14 protein-coding genes and 2 pseudogenes are annotated in these 18,669 nt (G+C 39.3%); 5 read left to right on the top strand and 11 right to left on the bottom strand.

Going from position 1 to position 18,669, the window contains the following annotated elements; all coding sequences use genetic code 11:
* Positions 1–96: pseudogene (locus tag PSI06_RS18850) on the top strand (IS5/IS1182 family transposase); the annotation flags it as partial.
* A gap of 153 nt (positions 97–249) precedes the next feature.
* On the opposite strand, the gene PSI06_RS18845 reads toward PSI06_RS18850, so the two are convergent.
* Complete coding sequence (locus PSI06_RS18845) at positions 250–516, bottom strand: hypothetical protein (RefSeq protein ID WP_004586487.1); 267 nt, start codon at positions 514–516, stop codon at positions 250–252.
* A gap of 225 nt (positions 517–741) precedes the next feature.
* Between PSI06_RS18845 and PSI06_RS18840 the strand changes: the two genes are divergently transcribed.
* Both PSI06_RS18840 and ykgO read left to right on the top strand, forming a co-directional pair.
* A complete protein-coding gene (locus PSI06_RS18840) occupies positions 742–1,005 on the top strand; it encodes a type B 50S ribosomal protein L31 (protein WP_273604603.1) in 264 nt (87 codons plus the stop codon).
* The gene (gene ykgO, locus PSI06_RS18835) at positions 1,005–1,139 is read left to right on the top strand and encodes a type B 50S ribosomal protein L36 (RefSeq protein ID WP_004586489.1); all 135 of its coding nucleotides are present in this window, start codon (positions 1,005–1,007) and stop codon (positions 1,137–1,139) included. Before PSI06_RS18840 ends, ykgO begins: the two co-directional genes overlap by 1 nt.
* Before the next feature lie 51 nt (positions 1,140–1,190).
* On the opposite strand, the gene PSI06_RS18830 is transcribed toward ykgO, so the two are convergent.
* Positions 1,191–1,577: an OsmC family protein gene (locus PSI06_RS18830; protein WP_004586490.1), complete on the bottom strand. Its 387-nt coding sequence runs from the start codon at positions 1,575–1,577 to the stop codon at positions 1,191–1,193.
* A gap of 200 nt (positions 1,578–1,777) precedes the next feature.
* The gene (locus PSI06_RS18825; protein ID WP_273604604.1) at positions 1,778–2,167 is read right to left on the bottom strand and encodes a cytochrome b562; all 390 of its coding nucleotides are present in this window, start codon (positions 2,165–2,167) and stop codon (positions 1,778–1,780) included.
* 527 nt (positions 2,168–2,694) lie between these two features.
* On the opposite strand from PSI06_RS18825, the gene PSI06_RS18820 reads away from it, so the two are divergent.
* Positions 2,695–5,547, top strand: coding sequence for a TonB-dependent receptor domain-containing protein (locus PSI06_RS18820; RefSeq protein WP_256846304.1), 2,853 nt, complete (start codon positions 2,695–2,697; stop codon positions 5,545–5,547).
* A gap of 563 nt (positions 5,548–6,110) precedes the next feature.
* Positions 6,111–8,951, top strand: coding sequence for a TonB-dependent receptor domain-containing protein (locus tag PSI06_RS18815; protein WP_273604605.1), 2,841 nt, complete (start codon positions 6,111–6,113; stop codon positions 8,949–8,951).
* A 105-nt stretch (positions 8,952–9,056) separates the two neighbouring features.
* Here PSI06_RS18815 and PSI06_RS18810 read toward each other — a convergent pair.
* The 8 genes and pseudogenes from PSI06_RS18810 to PSI06_RS18775 all read right to left on the bottom strand — a co-directional run bounded on the left by PSI06_RS18810 (position 9,057) and on the right by PSI06_RS18775 (position 18,430).
* A pseudogene (locus PSI06_RS18810) lies at positions 9,057–10,835 on the bottom strand (sugar phosphorylase).
* Positions 10,836–10,859: 24 nt separating this feature from the next.
* On the bottom strand, positions 10,860–12,083 hold the full coding sequence (locus PSI06_RS18805) for a glycosyl transferase (protein ID WP_273604606.1): 1,224 nt from the start codon (positions 12,081–12,083) through the stop codon (positions 10,860–10,862).
* A complete protein-coding gene (locus PSI06_RS18800) occupies positions 12,076–13,821 on the bottom strand; it encodes an HAD-IIB family hydrolase (protein WP_273604607.1) in 1,746 nt (581 codons plus the stop codon). Before PSI06_RS18800 ends, PSI06_RS18805 begins: the two co-directional genes overlap by 8 nt.
* Before the next feature lie 136 nt (positions 13,822–13,957).
* Positions 13,958–15,196: a uracil-xanthine permease family protein gene (locus PSI06_RS18795; protein WP_054981874.1), complete on the bottom strand. Its 1,239-nt coding sequence runs from the start codon at positions 15,194–15,196 to the stop codon at positions 13,958–13,960.
* Between the two features lie 9 nt (positions 15,197–15,205).
* On the bottom strand, positions 15,206–15,838 hold the full coding sequence (gene upp / locus PSI06_RS18790) for a uracil phosphoribosyltransferase (protein ID WP_004586497.1): 633 nt from the start codon (positions 15,836–15,838) through the stop codon (positions 15,206–15,208).
* Positions 15,839–15,982: 144 nt separating this feature from the next.
* Positions 15,983–16,942 carry an oxidoreductase family protein gene (locus tag PSI06_RS18785; protein ID WP_273604608.1) on the bottom strand — a complete coding sequence of 320 codons (960 nt, stop codon included), beginning with the start codon at positions 16,940–16,942 and terminating at the stop codon, positions 15,983–15,985.
* 269 nt (positions 16,943–17,211) lie between these two features.
* Positions 17,212–18,186 (bottom strand): transposase, encoded by a 975-nt coding sequence (locus tag PSI06_RS18780; RefSeq protein WP_273604609.1) that lies wholly within the window; start codon positions 18,184–18,186, stop codon positions 17,212–17,214.
* Between the two features lie 82 nt (positions 18,187–18,268).
* A complete protein-coding gene (locus PSI06_RS18775; RefSeq protein ID WP_273604610.1) occupies positions 18,269–18,430 on the bottom strand; it encodes a hypothetical protein in 162 nt (53 codons plus the stop codon).
* Positions 18,431–18,669 lie beyond the last annotated feature (239 nt).

The following is an 18,669-nucleotide window of genomic DNA, read 5'->3' as shown; positions in this document are numbered from 1 at the left end:
GGGATAGCCACGCGGTATGAAAAGCTTGAACGAAATTATCATTCAATGCTCGCTTTAGCATTTACTATGATGTGGCTACCAATGTGGGCTGATTGATATATGTACTACAAAGATCAACAGCCCCTAGCTAAAAATTTTAAGTGAAAACAAAACAAATTAGCAGCTTGAGATAGATTTATTATCCAAAGCTCAGGTTGGTGGTTAATTAATAAGGCGCAGCCAAGTGAGAGTTTCACCTGCGCCTAAGTATTAATTTTGGTGCTCGTATTGTCCGCGGTATACCTCAAACACTTTTAAAACAGTGTGCTGTTCTTTATTTAGATTATCAAACCAATCGTCAAATAGTTCGTCATTATCTTGCTCACTTAACGCCATATAGTGTGCTAATAGCTCAATAATGTCGTTGTGTGTACAGTCTATTGGATTAATTTGCTCAGATAAGACTGTGTGATCGCGCTCTCTAAGGGTTTCCATCACCCCTTGGTCTATTTGTTCTTGTTGTGCTGCGTCGCTCATAGCTTACCTCTAAACCGTAAAAAATTTTCTTGTTAACACTTTTTATATAGTTATAACAGCCTAAAAACTAATAGCCAGTATTTTTGGTTTAAGTGGTTATTTTTTGAATTGTTTGCGCAATTAGTCAGCAAAAACCCATGTAAATGAGAGTAAAAATCATTTGCACAAACGTCGTAAACGCGATAATCTATAGTTATATTATCACATAGCAACTTAAGGCGTATTATGAAACCTAATATCCATCCAGATTACAACTTGGTTGCTTTTCACGATACAGCTGCCGATAGCTACTTCATTATTGGCTCTACCATTAAAACAGACCGCACTATTGAGCTTGAAGGGAAAACGTATCCGTATGTGCCTATTGATGTGTCTAGCGACTCGCACCCATTTTATACTGGTAAGCAAAAAAAAGTGGCTAGTGACGGACGTGTCGCGCAGTTTAACCGTCGCTTTAAAAACTTATCTACTGCCAAAAAAGGTGAGTAATGAAAGTATTAAGCTCGCTTAAAAGCGCTAAGCAACGACCAGGATGTCAAATAGTGAAGCGAAAAGGACGTGTTTTTGTAATATGTAAAGACAATCCACGTTTTAAAGCAGTACAAGGAATGAAGAAAAAGTAACACTAATTCCGTGAAGTATACGGGTAAACGAACCATGTTTACCCGTATTTTTTATTTAACAACTACAGAAAACTCAGGTTGGGCCTGAATCACTTTTTTAACAGTACACGTATTAACCGCAGCAATAAGTGCTTTTTTATATTTTTGAGGAAAGCCATCAGGTAAATTAATTTCGATAGAAAATAATTTTTTACCTTCTTCATCTACGTTTTCATTATTTTGCGTAAGCGTCATCCCTTGTGTAGAGATATCGCGTTGCTCACAAAATTTACGTGCATAAAACCCAGCACATAGCACCATGCTTACTAAAAAGTAGTCAAACGGTTCTGGGTGTTCGGCACCGCCACCAGCATTAATACTTTGATCGCTTATTACTTCAAGGTCTCCAAATTTTGCACTTTGTTTTTGACCCTCTAACAATGACACCGAAATTTCCATTACTATTCCTTAATTAATCTGCACCCTAGATAAGAGCTTTACTAAAATATTGAAAAATGAGCATTCAAAATTTTTAATCTGCAGCTATACATTTTATTAAAACATCACAAATCTGCGCATCAATAATGCGCTACTACGAAAAAGTTAGCGTAGGTAGCGCTGAAATAACTGCTCGACATTAATTTACAAAAAAGCTGAGGTTAATTACCAAACAATAAGTAAAAAAAACCCGGAGGCTCGTGCAACTCATGATACTTCTTGCGTAAATCATCTATATTTTTAAGGGCTGGCTTTGCTGCATCAAGCCCGCGCTCATTCGCTAATTTTTTTGCCAACTTTGCTTGCGCAATAACTTTATCTAGCCCTTGTAGCGACATTTGTGCTTCTTTATGAAAGGTCGCTTTTTTACTGGTTTCAACCAAAGTAATAAACTTATCTATGGCGGTATTAAAGCCACCTATACCTACTGCTTGCACCGCATTTTTATAAGCAAGGCCTGTATTTTTCATATTAACTTCGAGATCAACTTCTTGCTCTGAAAATGCCGCAGTACTAAATACAAAAGTAAAAATTAAAACTAAAAACTTCATGGTAAAACCTATTTATAAAAAACAGTATAAGTGTATCAAGTTTACGTAATAAAGTAACTCAAGGCGCATAGGAAGCTAGATAACTGTAAAGGGGCTTTACAATAAACGAGTAAGTAACAAGTATTACCTTTATAAATGTAACTAAACAGTAAACACAAATAATACACCTTAAAAAAACACCCTATAAAAGGGACAATATAAATTAGCACCGCCTAATAAAAACTCAAAAATCTCAATATAAACACATGAATTACCTATATTAAATACAATTTAAAAACAGTGACAACAATTTTAATTAGAAGAATAATCTTATTTTAAAACAAAGGTTAAGCATGTTTTTTTTCATTTAATTAACACTGTATTTGGGCTTATTTTATTGTGATTTCAGCGAAAATTAGTTGTTCCCATATACATCCATGTTAATTGTTAATGTGCAATGTAAATAATAAATAAACAGCTCGTAGTAATTAATACACATGGCACAAGAGCTGTACCTAAAATCACAAGTAATCATCTAGGGAATTTCAATGAAAACGTTTAATATAGTCTCTCACAGTATTAAAGCTGCACTTTGTCTCTCAACTGCAGGTTTAGCATTTTCATCATTAGCGGCAGAAGAGGATGAAAAAAAATTAGAAAGAATAGAAGTAACAGGTTCTAAAATCAGCCGTGTAGGCGCAATAGCCCCTGCCCCTGTTACCGTTATCTCTGGCGAAGATCTTATTAACACCGGCGCAGTTAATATTGGTGAAGCCTTAAACAAATTACCAGCGTTAGGTAATACATACTCACTTGCAAACTCAGGCAGGTTCATTGGTACTGCCGGTTTAAATATTCTTGATTTACGTAATATGGGCACAGACCGTACCTTAGTACTTGTTAATGGTAAGCGCCATGTTTCAAGTTCTGCGGGCTCTCAATCAGTCGATACGAATACTATTCCAAGTGTATGGGTTGAGCGCGTTGAAATAGTTACCGGTGGTGCATCGGCCGTTTATGGTGCGGATGCCGTAACGGGCGTTGTTAACTTTATCTTAAAAGACAACATTGAAGGCTTAAACGTAAGTGTGACTAAAGGGGTTTCTGACCTAAGTGATTATAACAACGAAAAAGCCACTTTTTCATATGGTAAAAACTTTGATAATGGCCGCGGTAACGCAGCATTTGCAGTTGAATACTCTGGGCAAGACTCATTAAACGCACTTGATCACCCGTGGACAGACGGCTCTTACTCAAGTTTACGCAACCAAGCACAAACTGATGCTAATAAAGATGACCCAAACTTTCCTGATAAAATTTACACACCAAATGCAGGCTACTATGCAATTAATAACGCAGGCGTATTTAGCGTAGGTAACGGCTATGTAAATACGTTTAATCCAGATGGAACACAGCGTGATATTTATATTGGCGACAATGTTGATGGACTACTGTGTGCCGATTGTGACTCGTTTAACCTTGCACAATTTGATGAAATACAACCTGAATTTGAAAGATACAATGTTAATTTCAAAGTCAACTATGACGTAACAGAAGACTTAAATGCTTATTTTGAAGCAAAATACGTCAACAGTGAAGGTGAAAGCATTGGTCAACCAGCATTTTTCTTTGGCGATCCTAGAAATACAATCAGTATAGATAACCCATACTTAGATGATAGCGTCAGAACATTAATGGAAGAGGCTAATGATGGTGAAGGCGTCGACTCAATTAATGTTTTACGTATGATGACAGATTTGGGTCGTCGTATCGAAAATAACACCCGTGAAACCACGCGCTTTGTAGCGGGTTTAAAAGGAACAGTTTTAGAAGATTGGGATCTAGATGCTTCAGTGGTTCGTGGTAAAACCGAGCTTGAGCGTGTAAATGGCGCTAATATGATTTTAGATAACTATTCTTTCGCGCTTGATGCAATTGAAGATGACGAAGGCAACATTGTATGTCGTAGTGAAGCTGCACGTGCTGACGGCTGTGTGCCTGTAAACATTATGGGCTTTGGCGCACCTAGCCAAGAAGCCATTGATTATATTAATACCGTATCAACCGGTACTTCTGAAATCACACAAACAGTGGTTTCAGCTTCACTGGCAAATGGTGCACTTTTTGAAGTACCGGCAGGTTATGTTGGTATGGCATTTGGTGTTGAATACCGTAAAGAAGAAAGTGAAACAATTGAACCTGACAACGCTGAGGGGACTTTCTTCAATGCTTTAGGTGAGGATAAGGGCGAATTTGATGTAAATGAAGTTTTTGCTGAGGCCACTATCCCTTTAGTCTCTGACCTACCTTTTGTTCAAGATTTAGTACTGGATGCAGCTGTGCGTTACGCTGATTACAGTACCATTGGTGATGCAACAAGCTGGAAGCTTGGCTTAGATTGGACTGTTAATGACCAAGTACGCTTGCGATTTACACAGTCTGAAGCACTAAGAGCGCCTAATATTGGTGAAATTTTTGGCGCACCTAGCCAGACTTTCTATAACGTAGATGATCCTTGTTTAGCCGATAACTTAAATGATTTACAAAATAGCGACACTCGCCGTGCTAACTGTGCTGCGCTTGGTGTACCAGTTGGCTTTGAATCAGACTACGATTCACAAACACTTGAAGGCTTACAAAGTGGTAACCGTGATGTTAAAGGTGAAGAATCAACAAGTACAACGATAGGTTTAGTGTACCAGCCTGATTTCATTGAAAATGCAGTATTAACGGTAGATTACTGGAAAATAGAACTAGAAGATGCGATTTCTACAATTGCATCTCAAGAAATTCTGGATCGCTGTGTCGACAGCACTTCAGGTATTGAAAATCAATACTGTGATTTAATAACGCGTGATGCAAACAGTGAAATTACGCTAATTCAAAACTCAGTTCTAAACGTATCAGGCCAAGAAGCTTCTGGTATTGATTTTGAACTTGCTTATGACTTTGATGCCCTTGAGGGTAGCTTTGCAACCCGTTTAATTGGTACTTACTTAATTGAACGTAAAGAGTTCCCATTCCAAGATGAACCAGAAGAGTTCATTGAATATGCGGGTACAACTGGCGAAGCTGAGTGGCAAGCTAACATTAATATAGAGTATAGCTACGAGCGTTTCTACACCTCTTTAAGCACTCGCTATATTGAACAAGTGAGCTTATACACAGAACAAGAACTTGAAGACAACCCTAACCCTAGTAGCTTAATGAACTATGGCACTTATATTATTTCAGATATAACAGTAGGTTATAACTTTGATAATGGCATGGGTGTTAAATTAGGCGTAGATAACGTATTTAACAGAGAGCTTCCATACGGTACACGTGGTACAGGTAGTGGTAGTGCAAGTTACGATAATATTGGCCGTTTTGGCTATGTAAACTTATCATACGATTTTTAGTTTTTAACCCTCCCTAGAAAGGCCCTTAATTGGGCCTTTTTTATTTTTTTAGATGAAATTTACTCAATTTATTGTTTTTAGAAACATATAACTGTTTCATCATGTTACTTTTTCGGGGTCAACCAACACAAAGTAATTACATTAAAAACACATTGGAGCTCATTTTTAACTCATGCGTTCAATTTACGAGCAAAGCATAGTTAAGCCCCACGCCAACTACAAAGCCATTAAAGGATTAAAAAACAAACCAATAAATCAACCAAACGTAAACATACCTGTAAAATAACAAAAAATGTAACACTACGCCCTTTTAACCCTCATTATTATTAACAAAACCCGAGTGATTTATTGTTGCGTTAATACTAACAAGCGGCAACTTTAGACAATTTAATAAAGGGTTAACTTACTGAAAAAGCAAAAATTACGACGCTTCTATTCATTGTTTCAGCATGCAATAATCGCCAGCCCTATAACAAAAGTTATAGGGCTTAGGCTAAATGCACTGTGTATTTAGCTAAAAAGTTAATGTATTTAATTATTATAAAATCTCCTTTGGGAAACACATGAAACGTCATAATTTACTTTCTACTAGCATTAAATGTGCATTAATTACTGCTGCTGCAACAGCGAGTAATTCTGTACTTGCACAAGATCAGCAAGCGACAAAAATTGAACGCGTTGAAGTAACGGGTTCGCGTATTTTACGTGAAGGCGCTATTGCACCGGCTCCAGTAACAGTTATAAGCGGCGAGCAGCTAATTAATACTGGCGCTGTAAACATTGGTGAAGCGCTAAACAACTTACCAGCACTTGGCAATACATATTCAATGGCTAACTCAGGCCGCTTTATTGGTACTGCTGGTTTAAACATTCTTGATTTACGTAACATGGGTACCGACCGTACCTTAGTTCTTGTAAACGGTAAGCGCCACGTATCTAGCTCAGCGGGCTCTCAAGCTGTTGATACAAATACTATTCCGAGCGTCTGGGTTGAGCGAGTAGAAATTATTACTGGTGGTGCATCAGCTGTATACGGTGCTGATGCGGTTACAGGTGTTGTCAACTTTATATTAAAAGACAACATTGAAGGTATGGATTTTAGCGTTACCCGTGGTTTTGCCGATTTAAATAGCTACAATAACGAAAAAGCTACGTTCTCGTACGGCTCTAATTTTGATAACGACCGTGGTAATGCCGCTTTTGCTATTGAGTACTCAGGCCAAGATTCATTAAATGCACTTGATCACCCTTGGACTAGCACATCTTTTAGCAGCTTACGTAATCAAGCTCAAACGGATGAGAACAAAGATAGTGCTGACTTTCCTGATAAAATTTTAACACCTAATGCAGGTTACTACGCTATTAACAACGTGGGTGTTTACGCACTTGAAGATGGTTTTACTAATAGCTTTAACACGGATAGCAGCGCACGTGACCTATACATTGGCAATAATGTAGATGGCCTTTCATGTGCAAATTGTGATTCGTTTAACCTTGGTCAATTTGAAGAAATTCAACCTGAGTTTGAGCGTTACAACGTAAACTTTAAAGTTAACTACGATGTTACCGACGATTTAAACGTCTACTTTGATGCAAAATACGTAAATAGCCAAGGCGAAAGCATAGGTCAACCTGCGTTTTTCTTTTTTGACAGCGACAACAGCATTAAAATTGATAACCCTTACCTAGACCCAGATATCAAAGCGCGAATGGAAGAGGAAGGTGTTGATTCAATCATGGTTAACCGCATGATGACCGATCTGGGCCGCCGCGTTGAAAACAATACCCGTGAAACAACCCGTTTTGTTACAGGCTTAAAAGGAACTGTGTTTGAAGATTGGGAATTAGATACATCAGTTGTGTATGGTCAAACTGACTTAGAGCGCGAAAATGGCGCTAATATGATTTTAGCCAACTACTTTAATGCCCTTGATGCCGTTGAAGATGCAGATGGCAACATCGTATGTCGCAGCGCTGCTGCACAAGCTGATGGCTGTGTACCGGTAAACATTATGGGTTTTGGCGCACCATCTCAACAAGCGATTGATTACATAAATACGGTATCTGTAGGTACGTCAACTATTAAGCAAACCGTGGTTTCTGGTTCACTTGCCAATGGCGCTATTTTTGAATTACCAGCAGGTTACGTAGGTGTTGCGTTTGGTGCTGAATACCGTAAAGAAGAAAGCGAAACAAAAGAGCCAGATAACGCAGAAGGTACATTTTTTAACGCTTTAGGCGAAGATAAAGGCTCGTTTAATGTGCGTGAAGTATTTTTTGAAGCGACTATGCCTATTTTAACTGACTTACCGCTTATTCAAGATTTAGTATTTGATACCGCTGTACGTCATGCTGATTACAGCACAATTGGCGAAGCAACTAGCTGGAAACTAGGCCTTGATTGGACTGTTAACGATGAACTACGTGTACGTGTAACGCAATCTGCAGCACTTCGTGCGCCTAACATAAGTGAAGTATTTGGTGCAGCAAGCCAAACGTTCTACAATGTAGAAGACCCATGTCGCGCTGAAAACCTAGGTGACTTATCGAATGCTGCAACACGCTCTGCTAACTGTGCCGCGTTAGGTGTAGCGAGTGACTTTAACTCAGATTACGATTCAGCCTCTTTAGATGGTTTAACAAGCGGTAACCGCGATGTAAAAGGTGAAGAGTCAACAAGTACAACGGTTGGTATTGTTTATCAACCAGAGTTTTTAGACAATGCCGTACTGACTATTGATTACTGGGAAATTGACCTTGAAGATGCAATTGACACAATCGACGCGCAAGAAATTCTTGACCGCTGTGTTGATAGCACGACAGGTATAGACAATCAGTACTGTAATTTAATTACACGTAATGCCAGTGGTGAAATTTCGCTAATTCAAAACTCAGTACTTAACGTAGCTGGTCAAAAGGCGTCTGGTGTTGATTTTGAACTAGGCTATGACTTTGATGCGCTTGAAGGTAGCTTTAAAACACGTTTAATTGGTACTTACCTTATTGAACGTAAAGATTACCCGTTCCAAGATGATCCTAGTTCATATATTGAGTACGCAGGTACAACTGGAGAAGCGAAATGGCAAACTAACCTATCGGTTAGCTATGCAATGGATAACTTTTATTCAACGGTTGAAACACGCTTTATCAGCGAAATTGATTTATACACAAATGTAGAGCTTGCGAGCAACCCTAACCCAAGTAACCAAATGTCTTACGGTAAATACTTTATTACTGATATGACTGTGGGTTACAACTTCGATAGCGGCTTAGGCGTTAAAGTAGGTGTTGATAACCTATTTAATCGTAAACTTCCGTACGGTACACGCGGGACAGGCGAAAACAGCGCAAGTTACGATAACATTGGCCGCTTTGGCTACATTAACTTAAGCTACAGCTTATAATTAGTAACAACGTTTATTAATTAAGTTAAAGGCTCGCACTGCGAGCCTTTTTATACCAATGCGCTTAATTATGTGATCTATTTTACAAATTGGTATTACTGCACTTTATTTAATATTACTTAACCATACACTTTGATAAGGCTCTAGCTCTATAGTGAGTTGATCCTCGGTAATTGTTTCATTAGCCACTAAATCAAACCACTGCTGAGTGTTAATTAAGTTTAAATCTGCAAGGGTAAGTAATTGTGGTTTATCACTTATGTTATAAACACAAAATATACTTTGGCGCCTGTCTATACTTTGCCGCCAAAAACCAAATAACCCCCCCGCTAAGTGCAACGTAAATTACGTGGCATTAGGATGAAATGCGCTTTGTTTTTTTCGAATACCTAATAAATGCTTAATACCATTAAACACTTTGTGATGATGGCTATATTTATCACCTAAAGCCGATAATAGTTTTGACTCTTGCCAACGATGACGGTTAATTGCACGGTTATGCTGTGAGTTTTCAAAGCGTTCGTAATCGTTCGTTGTGCCAAGCAAGCTATGAATATAAAGCCCGGGGATCCCTTCAAGCGCAAACATAATGGCATGTGCACACATAAATCGCTCAAGGCCAAACTTATCTTGCCCATTGTGCGTGCCTTGTAATGCATCAAAAAGTGCAATATTTAGTTCATACGGTGTGTGCGTACCATCGTTACTGGTGCGCATTGATACACGCCCGCCAAACTGCATAGACGTACTCACCAATGACGCTACTTCGCTTGGTTGTAACAAGCCTTCTATTGGCCTAAGTCCTATGCCATCGTGCGAGGCAATAAAGTTAAAGTATGTGGTGCCGTTTTGCGCAGGCGGCATACTCATCATCCAATGCTTAATGGCTGTGCTATCTCCACTGAGTAATGTATGCAGTAATAAGGGCGGTAAGGCAAAGTTATAAATACTGTGGGCTTCGTTAGCGTTACCAAAGTAAGAGAGGTTTTCTTGGTTTGGTATGTTTGTTTCGGTTATTATGACAACGCTTGGCTCAGTATGCTCTATTAGGGTGCGAATAAGCCTAACTGCTTCATGCGTTTGCGGTAAATTAATGCAATTTGTATTGAGCTGTTTCCATAAAAATGCAACCGCATCTAGCCTAAACAAACGCACACCATTATCTAAATAATGGCGAATAATGCTTATAAATTCTTTTAAAACTTCCGGGTTACCAAAATCAAAATCAACTTGGTCGTGGCTAAATGTACACCATACATGTTTTTCGCCGCTTGGTGTGGTCACCGTATTTAATAGCGGTGACGTACGCGGGCGTACTACGTTACTTAAATCATCGGTTAAACTTGCCGTTTTAAAGTAATCTTTGCCGGGGTCCAAATCGTTTAAAAAGTTTTCAAACCATACACTTCGGCTAGAGCAGTGATTAATCACTAAATCTGCCATTAGCTTTACATCTTTGGCAATATTTTTTATATCTTGCCAATCACCTAGCGATTCATTTACTTGCACGTAGTTCATTACCGCAAAGCCTTCATCAGAGCTATACGGGTAAAATGGCAATATATGCAAAGCATTAAGCTGCATATCGCACTGCTCTTTTATAAACCGGTGCAAGGTTTTAAGCGGTGCTTCTACCGGTTTTGCAACAGCTTGGTCTCCCTCATCGTGCTTAATAATAGAGTCGCCATAGGCTATTAGTATAATATCTTGCTCGTCCCAACGGTTTGTATGGGGTGTAGGGTCGCGCAGCGGGCTGTCGCCTAAAATTATAGTTATAAGCTGCTCAGCCAGCTCTGTAATACTTAAGGGCAGTTCAACATCTTTATAAATAATATGTAGATGTTGCTCTACCCGCTGTAAAAATAATTCGCTTACTGTATTCACACGCGCCCCTTATTATTGTTTTATTTATACACTAAATTCTTTATTATCAAGATCAACCGCTTCTCTTAAGCGCTCAAAAACATCTGGCATGGCCGATACAACACGGTTCCAACTTGGCACAAATGGCGCTTCCATTGGGTTATCTAAAAAGTGCTGACCTGCTTCCATAACATTTTTGGCAAACATTTCTACGGCCTTTTCCTCTTGGTGCACATCTAAGGTTAAACCATTCATCAGTGCATCGTTATGATACGTTTCTATAAAGTCTAAACCAATACGGTAGTAAGTTGCTTTTAAAGAACGAATTGTTTCGCTGGTAAAAGTAACCCCTTGAGTGGCTAATTTTCTAAATAGTGCCTTGGTTATATCTATCGACATTTTAGATAAACCGGCGTTTTGGTCATCAAGAGAAAGTTCCTGGTGCTTATGATCGTAATTATCAGCAATATCCACTTGGCATAAGCGATTATGCGAATAATTACGGTACATTTCACTGAGTACGCCAATTTCAAGGCCCCAATCACTCGGGATACGAATATCGTTTAGCACATCACGTCTAAACGAAAACTCCCCTGCTAACGGGTATCTAAAGGTATCCATATACTCTAGGTAGTCGGTATTGCCTAAAATAGTTTTGAACGAGCGTAATAACGGCGTTACTAATAAGCGCGATACTCGGCCATTAATTTTGCCGTTTGCAGTACGTGGGTAAAAGCCTTTACAGAATTCATAATTAAAACGAGGGTGCGCTACAGGGTAAATTAAGCGCGCTAACAAACCTCTGTCGTAAGTTAAAATATCGCAGTCGTGCAGGGCTATCGACTCTACCTCTGAGGTGGCCAATTTGTAACCCATGCAATACCACACATTTCTGCCTTTACCAAGCTCACGCGGTGCAACGCCTAGCTCTTGTAATTCTTTATCAAGCGCTTGCAAACGAGGACCATCGTTCCAAAGCACTTTGTGGTTTTGGTTAAGCTCTTTAAAAAAGCCTAAAGCATGGCGGTATTGTGACTCGTCAGCCCTGTCTAAACCTATGGTAATTTGCGATAAATAAGGAACCTCTCTGAGTTCTTTTACAATGTTTTGCAGCGCTGGGCCTTCAAGCTCACTAAACAACGAAGGGAGTATTAACCCCATTGGCCGTTGCTTACTAAAACTAATTAGCTCTTCTTCAAGCGCTTCTACCGGTCTATCGGCGATATTATGTAAGGTTGTGATGATGCCATTTTGATAAAAATCAGCCATGTGATTTTCGCTCCTCAATAGTATTTAAAATGCTGCTAATACAAGGCAATGTGGTTATTTCTTCAATCCAACCCAGTGGAGCGGGCGATTGCGAATAACGCGCCTTGTTATGTGTTAACTTAACCGGCTTTTTACTGCTTGGGTTATGTATGATAATGGCGATATCAGCTTGCTCTAGCATCTGCTTATCGTTGTCACTATCACCTAGTGCAATTACCGTGAGAGGCTTTCTAAAATGTTGTGAAATTTGTTTAACTAACCACTGCTGTGCAGCGCTTTTATCGGTGTTTTTAGCAATATGTATAAACCGCCCGCCTATTTTTATTTCGTAGCCGAGTGCTTTAACATCGTTTACAAACGCATTAAGTAATTCATCGCTTCCGTGCCAATAAAGTGGGTCTGAAAAATCGCGTGTTTGAGCGCGCCTTGCATGCGCTTCATCAAGTCCGGTGAGGGATGATATTTGCTCGCTCGACAAATCACTAAATAACTTATAATGCGATTTATATTCGCTGCTTAAGGAGTCTAAATCACTAAGTAAGTTAGATAAGGGTGATGCAAATGCATAACACCAATACGCCCCTACTTGTGTGCAGCCAATGGGTTTAAGCTCAAAATAATCTACGGGTAAATAAGCAGCCGCGCCATTTTCAACAATAAAAGGTTGTTGAATATTAAGCTCGTTTTTAAGTTCAACCACTTCGCAAAATGTTTTACTCGTATTAAACACCACAGGAATGTGGGCTGCTTGTAAATCTTGCAGCAAGCTACTGATATTTTTAGTGTTGTAATCGGCGTGATCGAGTAACGTGCCATCTAAGTCGGTAAATATAATAGGTTGCAGGGTATCGTCGCTGGTTAAGTGCATAGCACTAATATCGCGATTACTATCAAGCTCTATAAGGGCGTTAGCTTTAGCGCTTAGGGTGTTTAAGTTTTCGCGAGTAATACGCTCAAAATGAGAAATAAAGTGCATCAGTTGCTCATCACTCATGGTGCCATCGCCCTCGCCCTTAGCGGCAATAAGCTTTTGCTCTTGCTCTTGTCGCCACTTAAATACATCTTCAAAGCTCGGCGCTTTGAGCATCACCGTGTAATCTATTTTACTAAACACACTTTTGTATTCATTTGCTAGGCAACTGTTTACACAACGACGCCACACGCCTTCTTTATCGTGCTGTGTTTCTAACTCGTTTATAGGCTCACTTAAAGAAAATAACGGTTGTGGCTCACTACCTACGCACCAGCCTTCTAAAATAATAATATCAATGGGTTTATTGTTACATTGCCATGTTTGCTCGGGGCTGCAATCGTCGTGATGCTTGTCAAATTTAGGCAAAGGTACGCCAACCTCTTTTGCAAGTAACCGGCTTATGGTGGTATTCATTAATCCTACATCGTGGGTGCCAGGCACACCCCGGGTGGCAAATAATGGGTGTACGTCTTTGGCAAGTCCTTGGCGGTGTGCTTTAGATAAGTAAAAATCGTCAATAGAAAGCGCGACACTGGTAAACGGCGTGTTGTTACTAAACCAAGTAACTAAAAAATCTGCGAGGGTGGTTTTTCCTGAACCTTGGCATCCATTTATGGCGACAAAAATAGGGGTGTTATTTTTTTTTGATTCTAGAATATCGTGTGCAAGCGGGATAAAAAATTGCTCACTAAGGTACTGATACTTTAAAGGCAATTGGTGCTTTGCTAAAAATGGGGTTATATCCACAATACTGGCCTCTGACATAGTAACTCCTTATATTATGAAGTAACAAATGCAGGTACTAGACCACTATTATTTTTATTTAATTATTAGTAACTTACAAAAATAGCGCAATTAGTATGCGCTATTTTGGTGCGTAAATTTTACATACAGTGCAAAATTAATCAGTTTCTGGTTCGGCTTTTGGCAATACCAGGTTAAGTACAATACCTAAAATGGCGCACAAGCTAACCCCTTCTAAGCTAAATTGGCTACCACCTATGTGCATACCGCCAATACCGCATACTAATATAAGTGCCACAATACTTAAATTACGGGGTGCAGTTAAGTCATCACCAGATTTAACCAACGTATTTAAGCCCACTACCGCGATTGAGCCAAATAACAAAATCATTATGCCGCCCATCACAGGTACAGGAATTGTTTGTAAACCAGCGCCCATTTTTGCCACAAAGGCCAGTACCACAGCAATTATGGCAGTCCACATCATTACTTTCGGGTTAAAGTTTTTGGTAAGCATCACTGCGCCAGTTACTTCAGAGTAAGTTGTGTTTGGCGGGCCACCAAATAAAGAGGCCGCGGCAGTGGCTAAGCCATCACCAAATAAGGTGCGATGTAAGCCTGGTTTTTTTAAAAAGTCTTTATTGGTTACTTGGCTAATAGCCATCATATCGCCAATATGCTCAATAGCAGGTGCAATGGCAACAGGCACCATAAAGAGAATGGCTTGCCACTTAAATTCGGGCCATGTGAAGTTTGGTACAGCCAACCAGCTGGCTTCGTTTACGCTACCAAATTCAACCACACCCATTACCAGTGATAAAACATAACCCGATATAACACCCGCTAATATAGGGATCAGCTTATATACACCTTTGCCCCACACAGCAAAAATAAGTGTTACAACAAGAGAAAACAGCGAAATAATAATGGCTTTATCGTAAGCAATAAGTTCAATACTGCCGTCGCCACTTTTACCCATTGCCATATTTACCGCAACCGGTGCAAGGGCTAAACCAATCACCATAATAACGGGGCCGACGACCACTGGCGGTAAAATTTTATGAAGTGTTGCCACCCCTTTAAATTTAACCAATAGCGCTAACAGCATATAAGCACAGCCCGCTGCCATTAAACCACCCATGGTGGCTGGCACGCCCCACATTTGTACTGAGGCAATAATAGGCGCAATAAACGCAAATGATGACGCTAAAAATATAGGCACCTTGCCTTTCGTCACTACCTGAAATAATAAAGTACCTATACCCGCTGTAAACAAAGCGACACTTGGGTCAAGCCCCGTTAATAAAGGCACTAACACTAACGCACCAAATGCTACAAACAACATTTGGGCGCCGGTTAAAATGGTTTTTATAGAAAATGTAGAATTATTTTGCACTGTTAAACCTTAGTAAACCGTACCGAAAATTTTGTCACCTGCATCGCCAAGCCCTGGGATAATGTAACCCTTTTCATTTAAATGGCTATCAACTGAGGCAGTAAAAATCTCAATATCAGGGTGAGCGGCTAATGTTTTTTCAACGCCCTCAGGTGCAGCAACCAGTACAATTACTTTAATGTCTTTACAGCCTGCTTTTTTAAGCATATCGATAGTAGCAATCATAGAGCCGCCAGTTGCAAGCATTGGGTCTATAACTAAGCTTAAACGCTCATCAATATTGCCTACTAACTTTTCAAAGTAAGGTACTGGCTCAAGCGTTTCTTCGTTACGCTCAAGGCCCACTACACTTACCTTAGCCGCTGGGAGTAATGACATTACGCCATCCATCATGCCAAGGCCTGCGCGTAAAATAGGCACAACAGTAATTTTTTTGCCTTTAATGTGCTCTACTTTTAATTTGTTGCCGTCCCAGCCAGTAATTTCGTTATCTTCTAACTGTAGGTTTTTAGTTGCTTCGTAGGTTAATAAGGTACCTACCTCAGAGCATAATTCACGAAAGCTTTTAGTACTTATACCGTGAGCGCGCATTAAGCCTAATTTGTGTTGAACTAGAGGGTGTGAAATTACGTGAATTGACATGATAAAAACCTACTGATACTAGAATTGGCGGTATTTTATATTAAAAAAGGTCATTTGACCTGCAATTTTAAATAAGTTTTCATAGATCGTGCCAAAATGTATTGATTTGCTTGATATTTATGCAAGCGATGCACTAATTTATGTTTATAAGTTGTTATCTGATAACGTTAAATTTACTTGCGCCAACATGTAGCTATTTATTTTAAAATGAGTTGGGCTCCAACCCGCTAAAAAACGATAAAAATCGGCCCAAGCTAATGGCCATAATGCATGCCACTTTGCAATCACGTCAGCGGCATTTATTTGCGGTTGATACACTAAAAGCGCATTTTTTAATTGGCTAAAATAGTAATGTAAATACTCATCGGCGCAGGTATGTAATTGCTCGTCGCTTAAGCAGCTGGTCATAAAATACATTACATCGCAAATCCCTACCCCAGCCCCTACATACTGAAAGTCATAAGCGAGTATTTCACTTTGCTCATTTGCAGCAAAATTGGCAAGTTTAGCATCGCCATGTATCAAGGTTTTGTAGTGTGATGATTGCAGTATTTTATCAATTTTATGAGCCGCATTTTTAATATCGGACTTTTCGTCAGCGCTTTGTTTTAACTTATTAAACTCATCTGGCCGTGTGCTCAAATGCCAATAGTTCCCTTGTTGCCATAAGCCCTTTGCAGGCTTATTTAAATTAAAGGCATGAAAATGGGCTAGCCACGTAAGTATTGGTTTTATGTCAAGCGCACTTGCTTGAGCAAAACCATGTTGCGTAAAGTTTTTAAACACTAACGCATAATCATCACCATCATTAATTGCATTAATACAGGTAATACTTTTAGCGCTTGGCGGTAAGTACGCGCTGTATAACCTATAAAAATTATATTCAACTTTATAAGACTGCTGCTTTCTCTTTAATGCAAATTCGCTTTGCTTGATTTTTGGATGGTTTATGTAGCTTGGTATTTTAATCGCTTTAATAACACATGGCTCGGCATCAAGCATGCACTCGACAATACTGCCACACCCGCTCCAAAGCGATGTTAGCCTATCGCCCATTTCAATGTCTTTAAAATGAGGCTGTAAAAGAGGAAGATAAAATGCCATAGCTATATTAAGTCATTAATTTTTTATAGTTTAACATTAGAAGGTATTTTTAATAAAACGATAGCATCCATAAGCCCCTTTCTTTTTAGCGTGACACCCACCTTAATTTCTAAATTACAAAAAGTTAAAGTTAACTAATGAATTTATGTTTTTTAACTGTCCAAAAATAATTTGAGTTTTAAAATAGAGGTATTACTGAATAAAGCTCAAATGGCAGCCACAAAAATCCCTACATTATGTAGTTGGAGTGCTCAAAAAGTGATTTGGCTCTAAGCGAATAACTTTGCGCAGTTACTGATATTTGCTCGCCGCTTTCGGTTTAAGTTTTCGCAATACCCTTCTTGTGAGGCAGGCCTACCCACTGCACCATGAAATACGCGTGTAAATTGTGTGGTGAGTTTTAACCAGTTTTCTGGCGATATATTAAGCCTTTCTAGCAAAGGAAGGCTCATATTATCTATATGCCCGTGCTTATCCTCTCGCATTACTCGCCCTGTTAGCTCAACGAGTTCAAGGTACGATTTAAGCTCAAACGGCAGCCCTTTAGGCATTACTTGACGTGACATGCCTGCAAAGCGAAGTAGTTGTTTTGGCTGCTTGCCTTCTTTTGCACATATTAAGCGTACTTGAGCGCTGGTATGGTCTGACTCTTCTGGCGTGTTAGCCATCTTGGCTCTAATGGGGTTTAATTCTACATAGGCCATACACGCTGCAAGTGCTGCTTCATCAAGGAGTGCTTGCGATTTGAATCTACCTTCCCAGAACCTCCCTGTGCAATTATCTTCTTTATTTGCTCTACGCGCTATATTTTCATTTAACAGGCGCATAAACCAGCTGATACTTGCTAAACGTTCTCGGTATTGTTTTACCGTTTGATTGAAAAAAATGAGTTCAACTTTACTTAGCTTCTCGCCTTGTATGAATTTTTGCGTTAACAATGTGCCTTTACAGAGTTTATGCCAGCGAATAACAATCGCTTTATCATTCAGCCTATTTGCTTTTTTATCATCTACATACAGTACTAAATGGGTATGATTGCTCATTACGGCATAAGCGCACACATCAATACAAAATACCTTAGCTAATTCACCCAGCTTATCTTCAACCCATCCTCGTCGATGCTCGTAAGATTGACCAGTGAAACGGTCTTCGCCACATAAAAATGCACGACGAACACACCGTGAAATACAGTGATAGTATTTTGTATCAACCAAACTTATTTGTCGCTTTCTTGCAATTGCCATATGACACTCTGCTTATTTTTTGCACTAAATAAAAGCTAGCCTCTAATTGCGTTAAATGCAAAATTTAAGATGGGTGTCTTGTTTATTTTTCTTTCCTTTGACACATGAACTTTAAAACATCTATTTCTTTAATGTGTCCATAAACAATTCCGATTGCTTCACCTTCATTTTCCGCATCAAGTGCTGTGTTTGAGTAAGCATAATTTGAAAGAAACAATCCAAATAACGTTAAAAATAATCTCATACTCTACCTAGGTACATAGACATAATGACTCCCACACGGTGTTAGCCTCCGCTTTTCGTGGGTTAGCTTAATTCAAAGCCAGAGCCATAATTAGTTTGTCAATTAACTAAAAAGCAGAGGCTAACATGAATAAACATAGCATACTTTTTATCGGTCTTGATACACATAAAGAATTCAATGAAGTCGCCTATATTGAAGAACATAGAGGTGCGCAACCTGTTCATCTTGGCCGAGTTTCG

It is taken from the genome of Pseudoalteromonas sp. GABNS16E (genome assembly GCF_028598715.1).
Taxonomy (GTDB): domain Bacteria; phylum Pseudomonadota; class Gammaproteobacteria; order Enterobacterales; family Alteromonadaceae; genus Pseudoalteromonas; species Pseudoalteromonas atlantica.
The sequence above is the reverse complement of the archived record's forward strand: the minus strand, read 5'-3'. Positions and strand labels throughout refer to the sequence as shown.

Excerpts from the sequence above, each read along its gene's own strand:
- PSI06_RS18820 (WP_256846304.1), top strand. The coding sequence starts at position 2,695 with ATGAAAACGTTTAATATAGTCTCTCACAGTATTAAAGCTGCACTTTGT.
- PSI06_RS18840 (WP_273604603.1), top strand. The coding sequence starts at position 742 with ATGAAACCTAATATCCATCCAGATTACAACTTGGTTGCTTTTCACGAT.
- PSI06_RS18815 (WP_273604605.1), top strand. The coding sequence starts at position 6,111 with ATGAAACGTCATAATTTACTTTCTACTAGCATTAAATGTGCATTAATT.
- PSI06_RS18780 (WP_273604609.1), bottom strand. The coding sequence starts at position 18,186 with ATGGCAATTGCAAGAAAGCGACAAATAAGTTTGGTTGATACAAAATAC.
- PSI06_RS18830 (WP_004586490.1), bottom strand. The coding sequence starts at position 1,577 with ATGGAAATTTCGGTGTCATTGTTAGAGGGTCAAAAACAAAGTGCAAAA.
- upp (WP_004586497.1), bottom strand. The coding sequence starts at position 15,838 with ATGTCAATTCACGTAATTTCACACCCTCTAGTTCAACACAAATTAGGC.
- ykgO (WP_004586489.1), top strand. The coding sequence starts at position 1,005 with ATGAAAGTATTAAGCTCGCTTAAAAGCGCTAAGCAACGACCAGGATGT.
- PSI06_RS18825 (WP_273604604.1), bottom strand. The coding sequence starts at position 2,167 with ATGAAGTTTTTAGTTTTAATTTTTACTTTTGTATTTAGTACTGCGGCA.
- PSI06_RS18805 (WP_273604606.1), bottom strand. The coding sequence starts at position 12,083 with ATGGCTGATTTTTATCAAAATGGCATCATCACAACCTTACATAATATC.
- PSI06_RS18775 (WP_273604610.1), bottom strand. The coding sequence starts at position 18,430 with ATGAGATTATTTTTAACGTTATTTGGATTGTTTCTTTCAAATTATGCT.
- PSI06_RS18800 (WP_273604607.1), bottom strand. The coding sequence starts at position 13,821 with ATGTCAGAGGCCAGTATTGTGGATATAACCCCATTTTTAGCAAAGCAC.
- PSI06_RS18845 (WP_004586487.1), bottom strand. The coding sequence starts at position 516 with ATGAGCGACGCAGCACAACAAGAACAAATAGACCAAGGGGTGATGGAA.
- PSI06_RS18785 (WP_273604608.1), bottom strand. The coding sequence starts at position 16,942 with ATGGCATTTTATCTTCCTCTTTTACAGCCTCATTTTAAAGACATTGAA.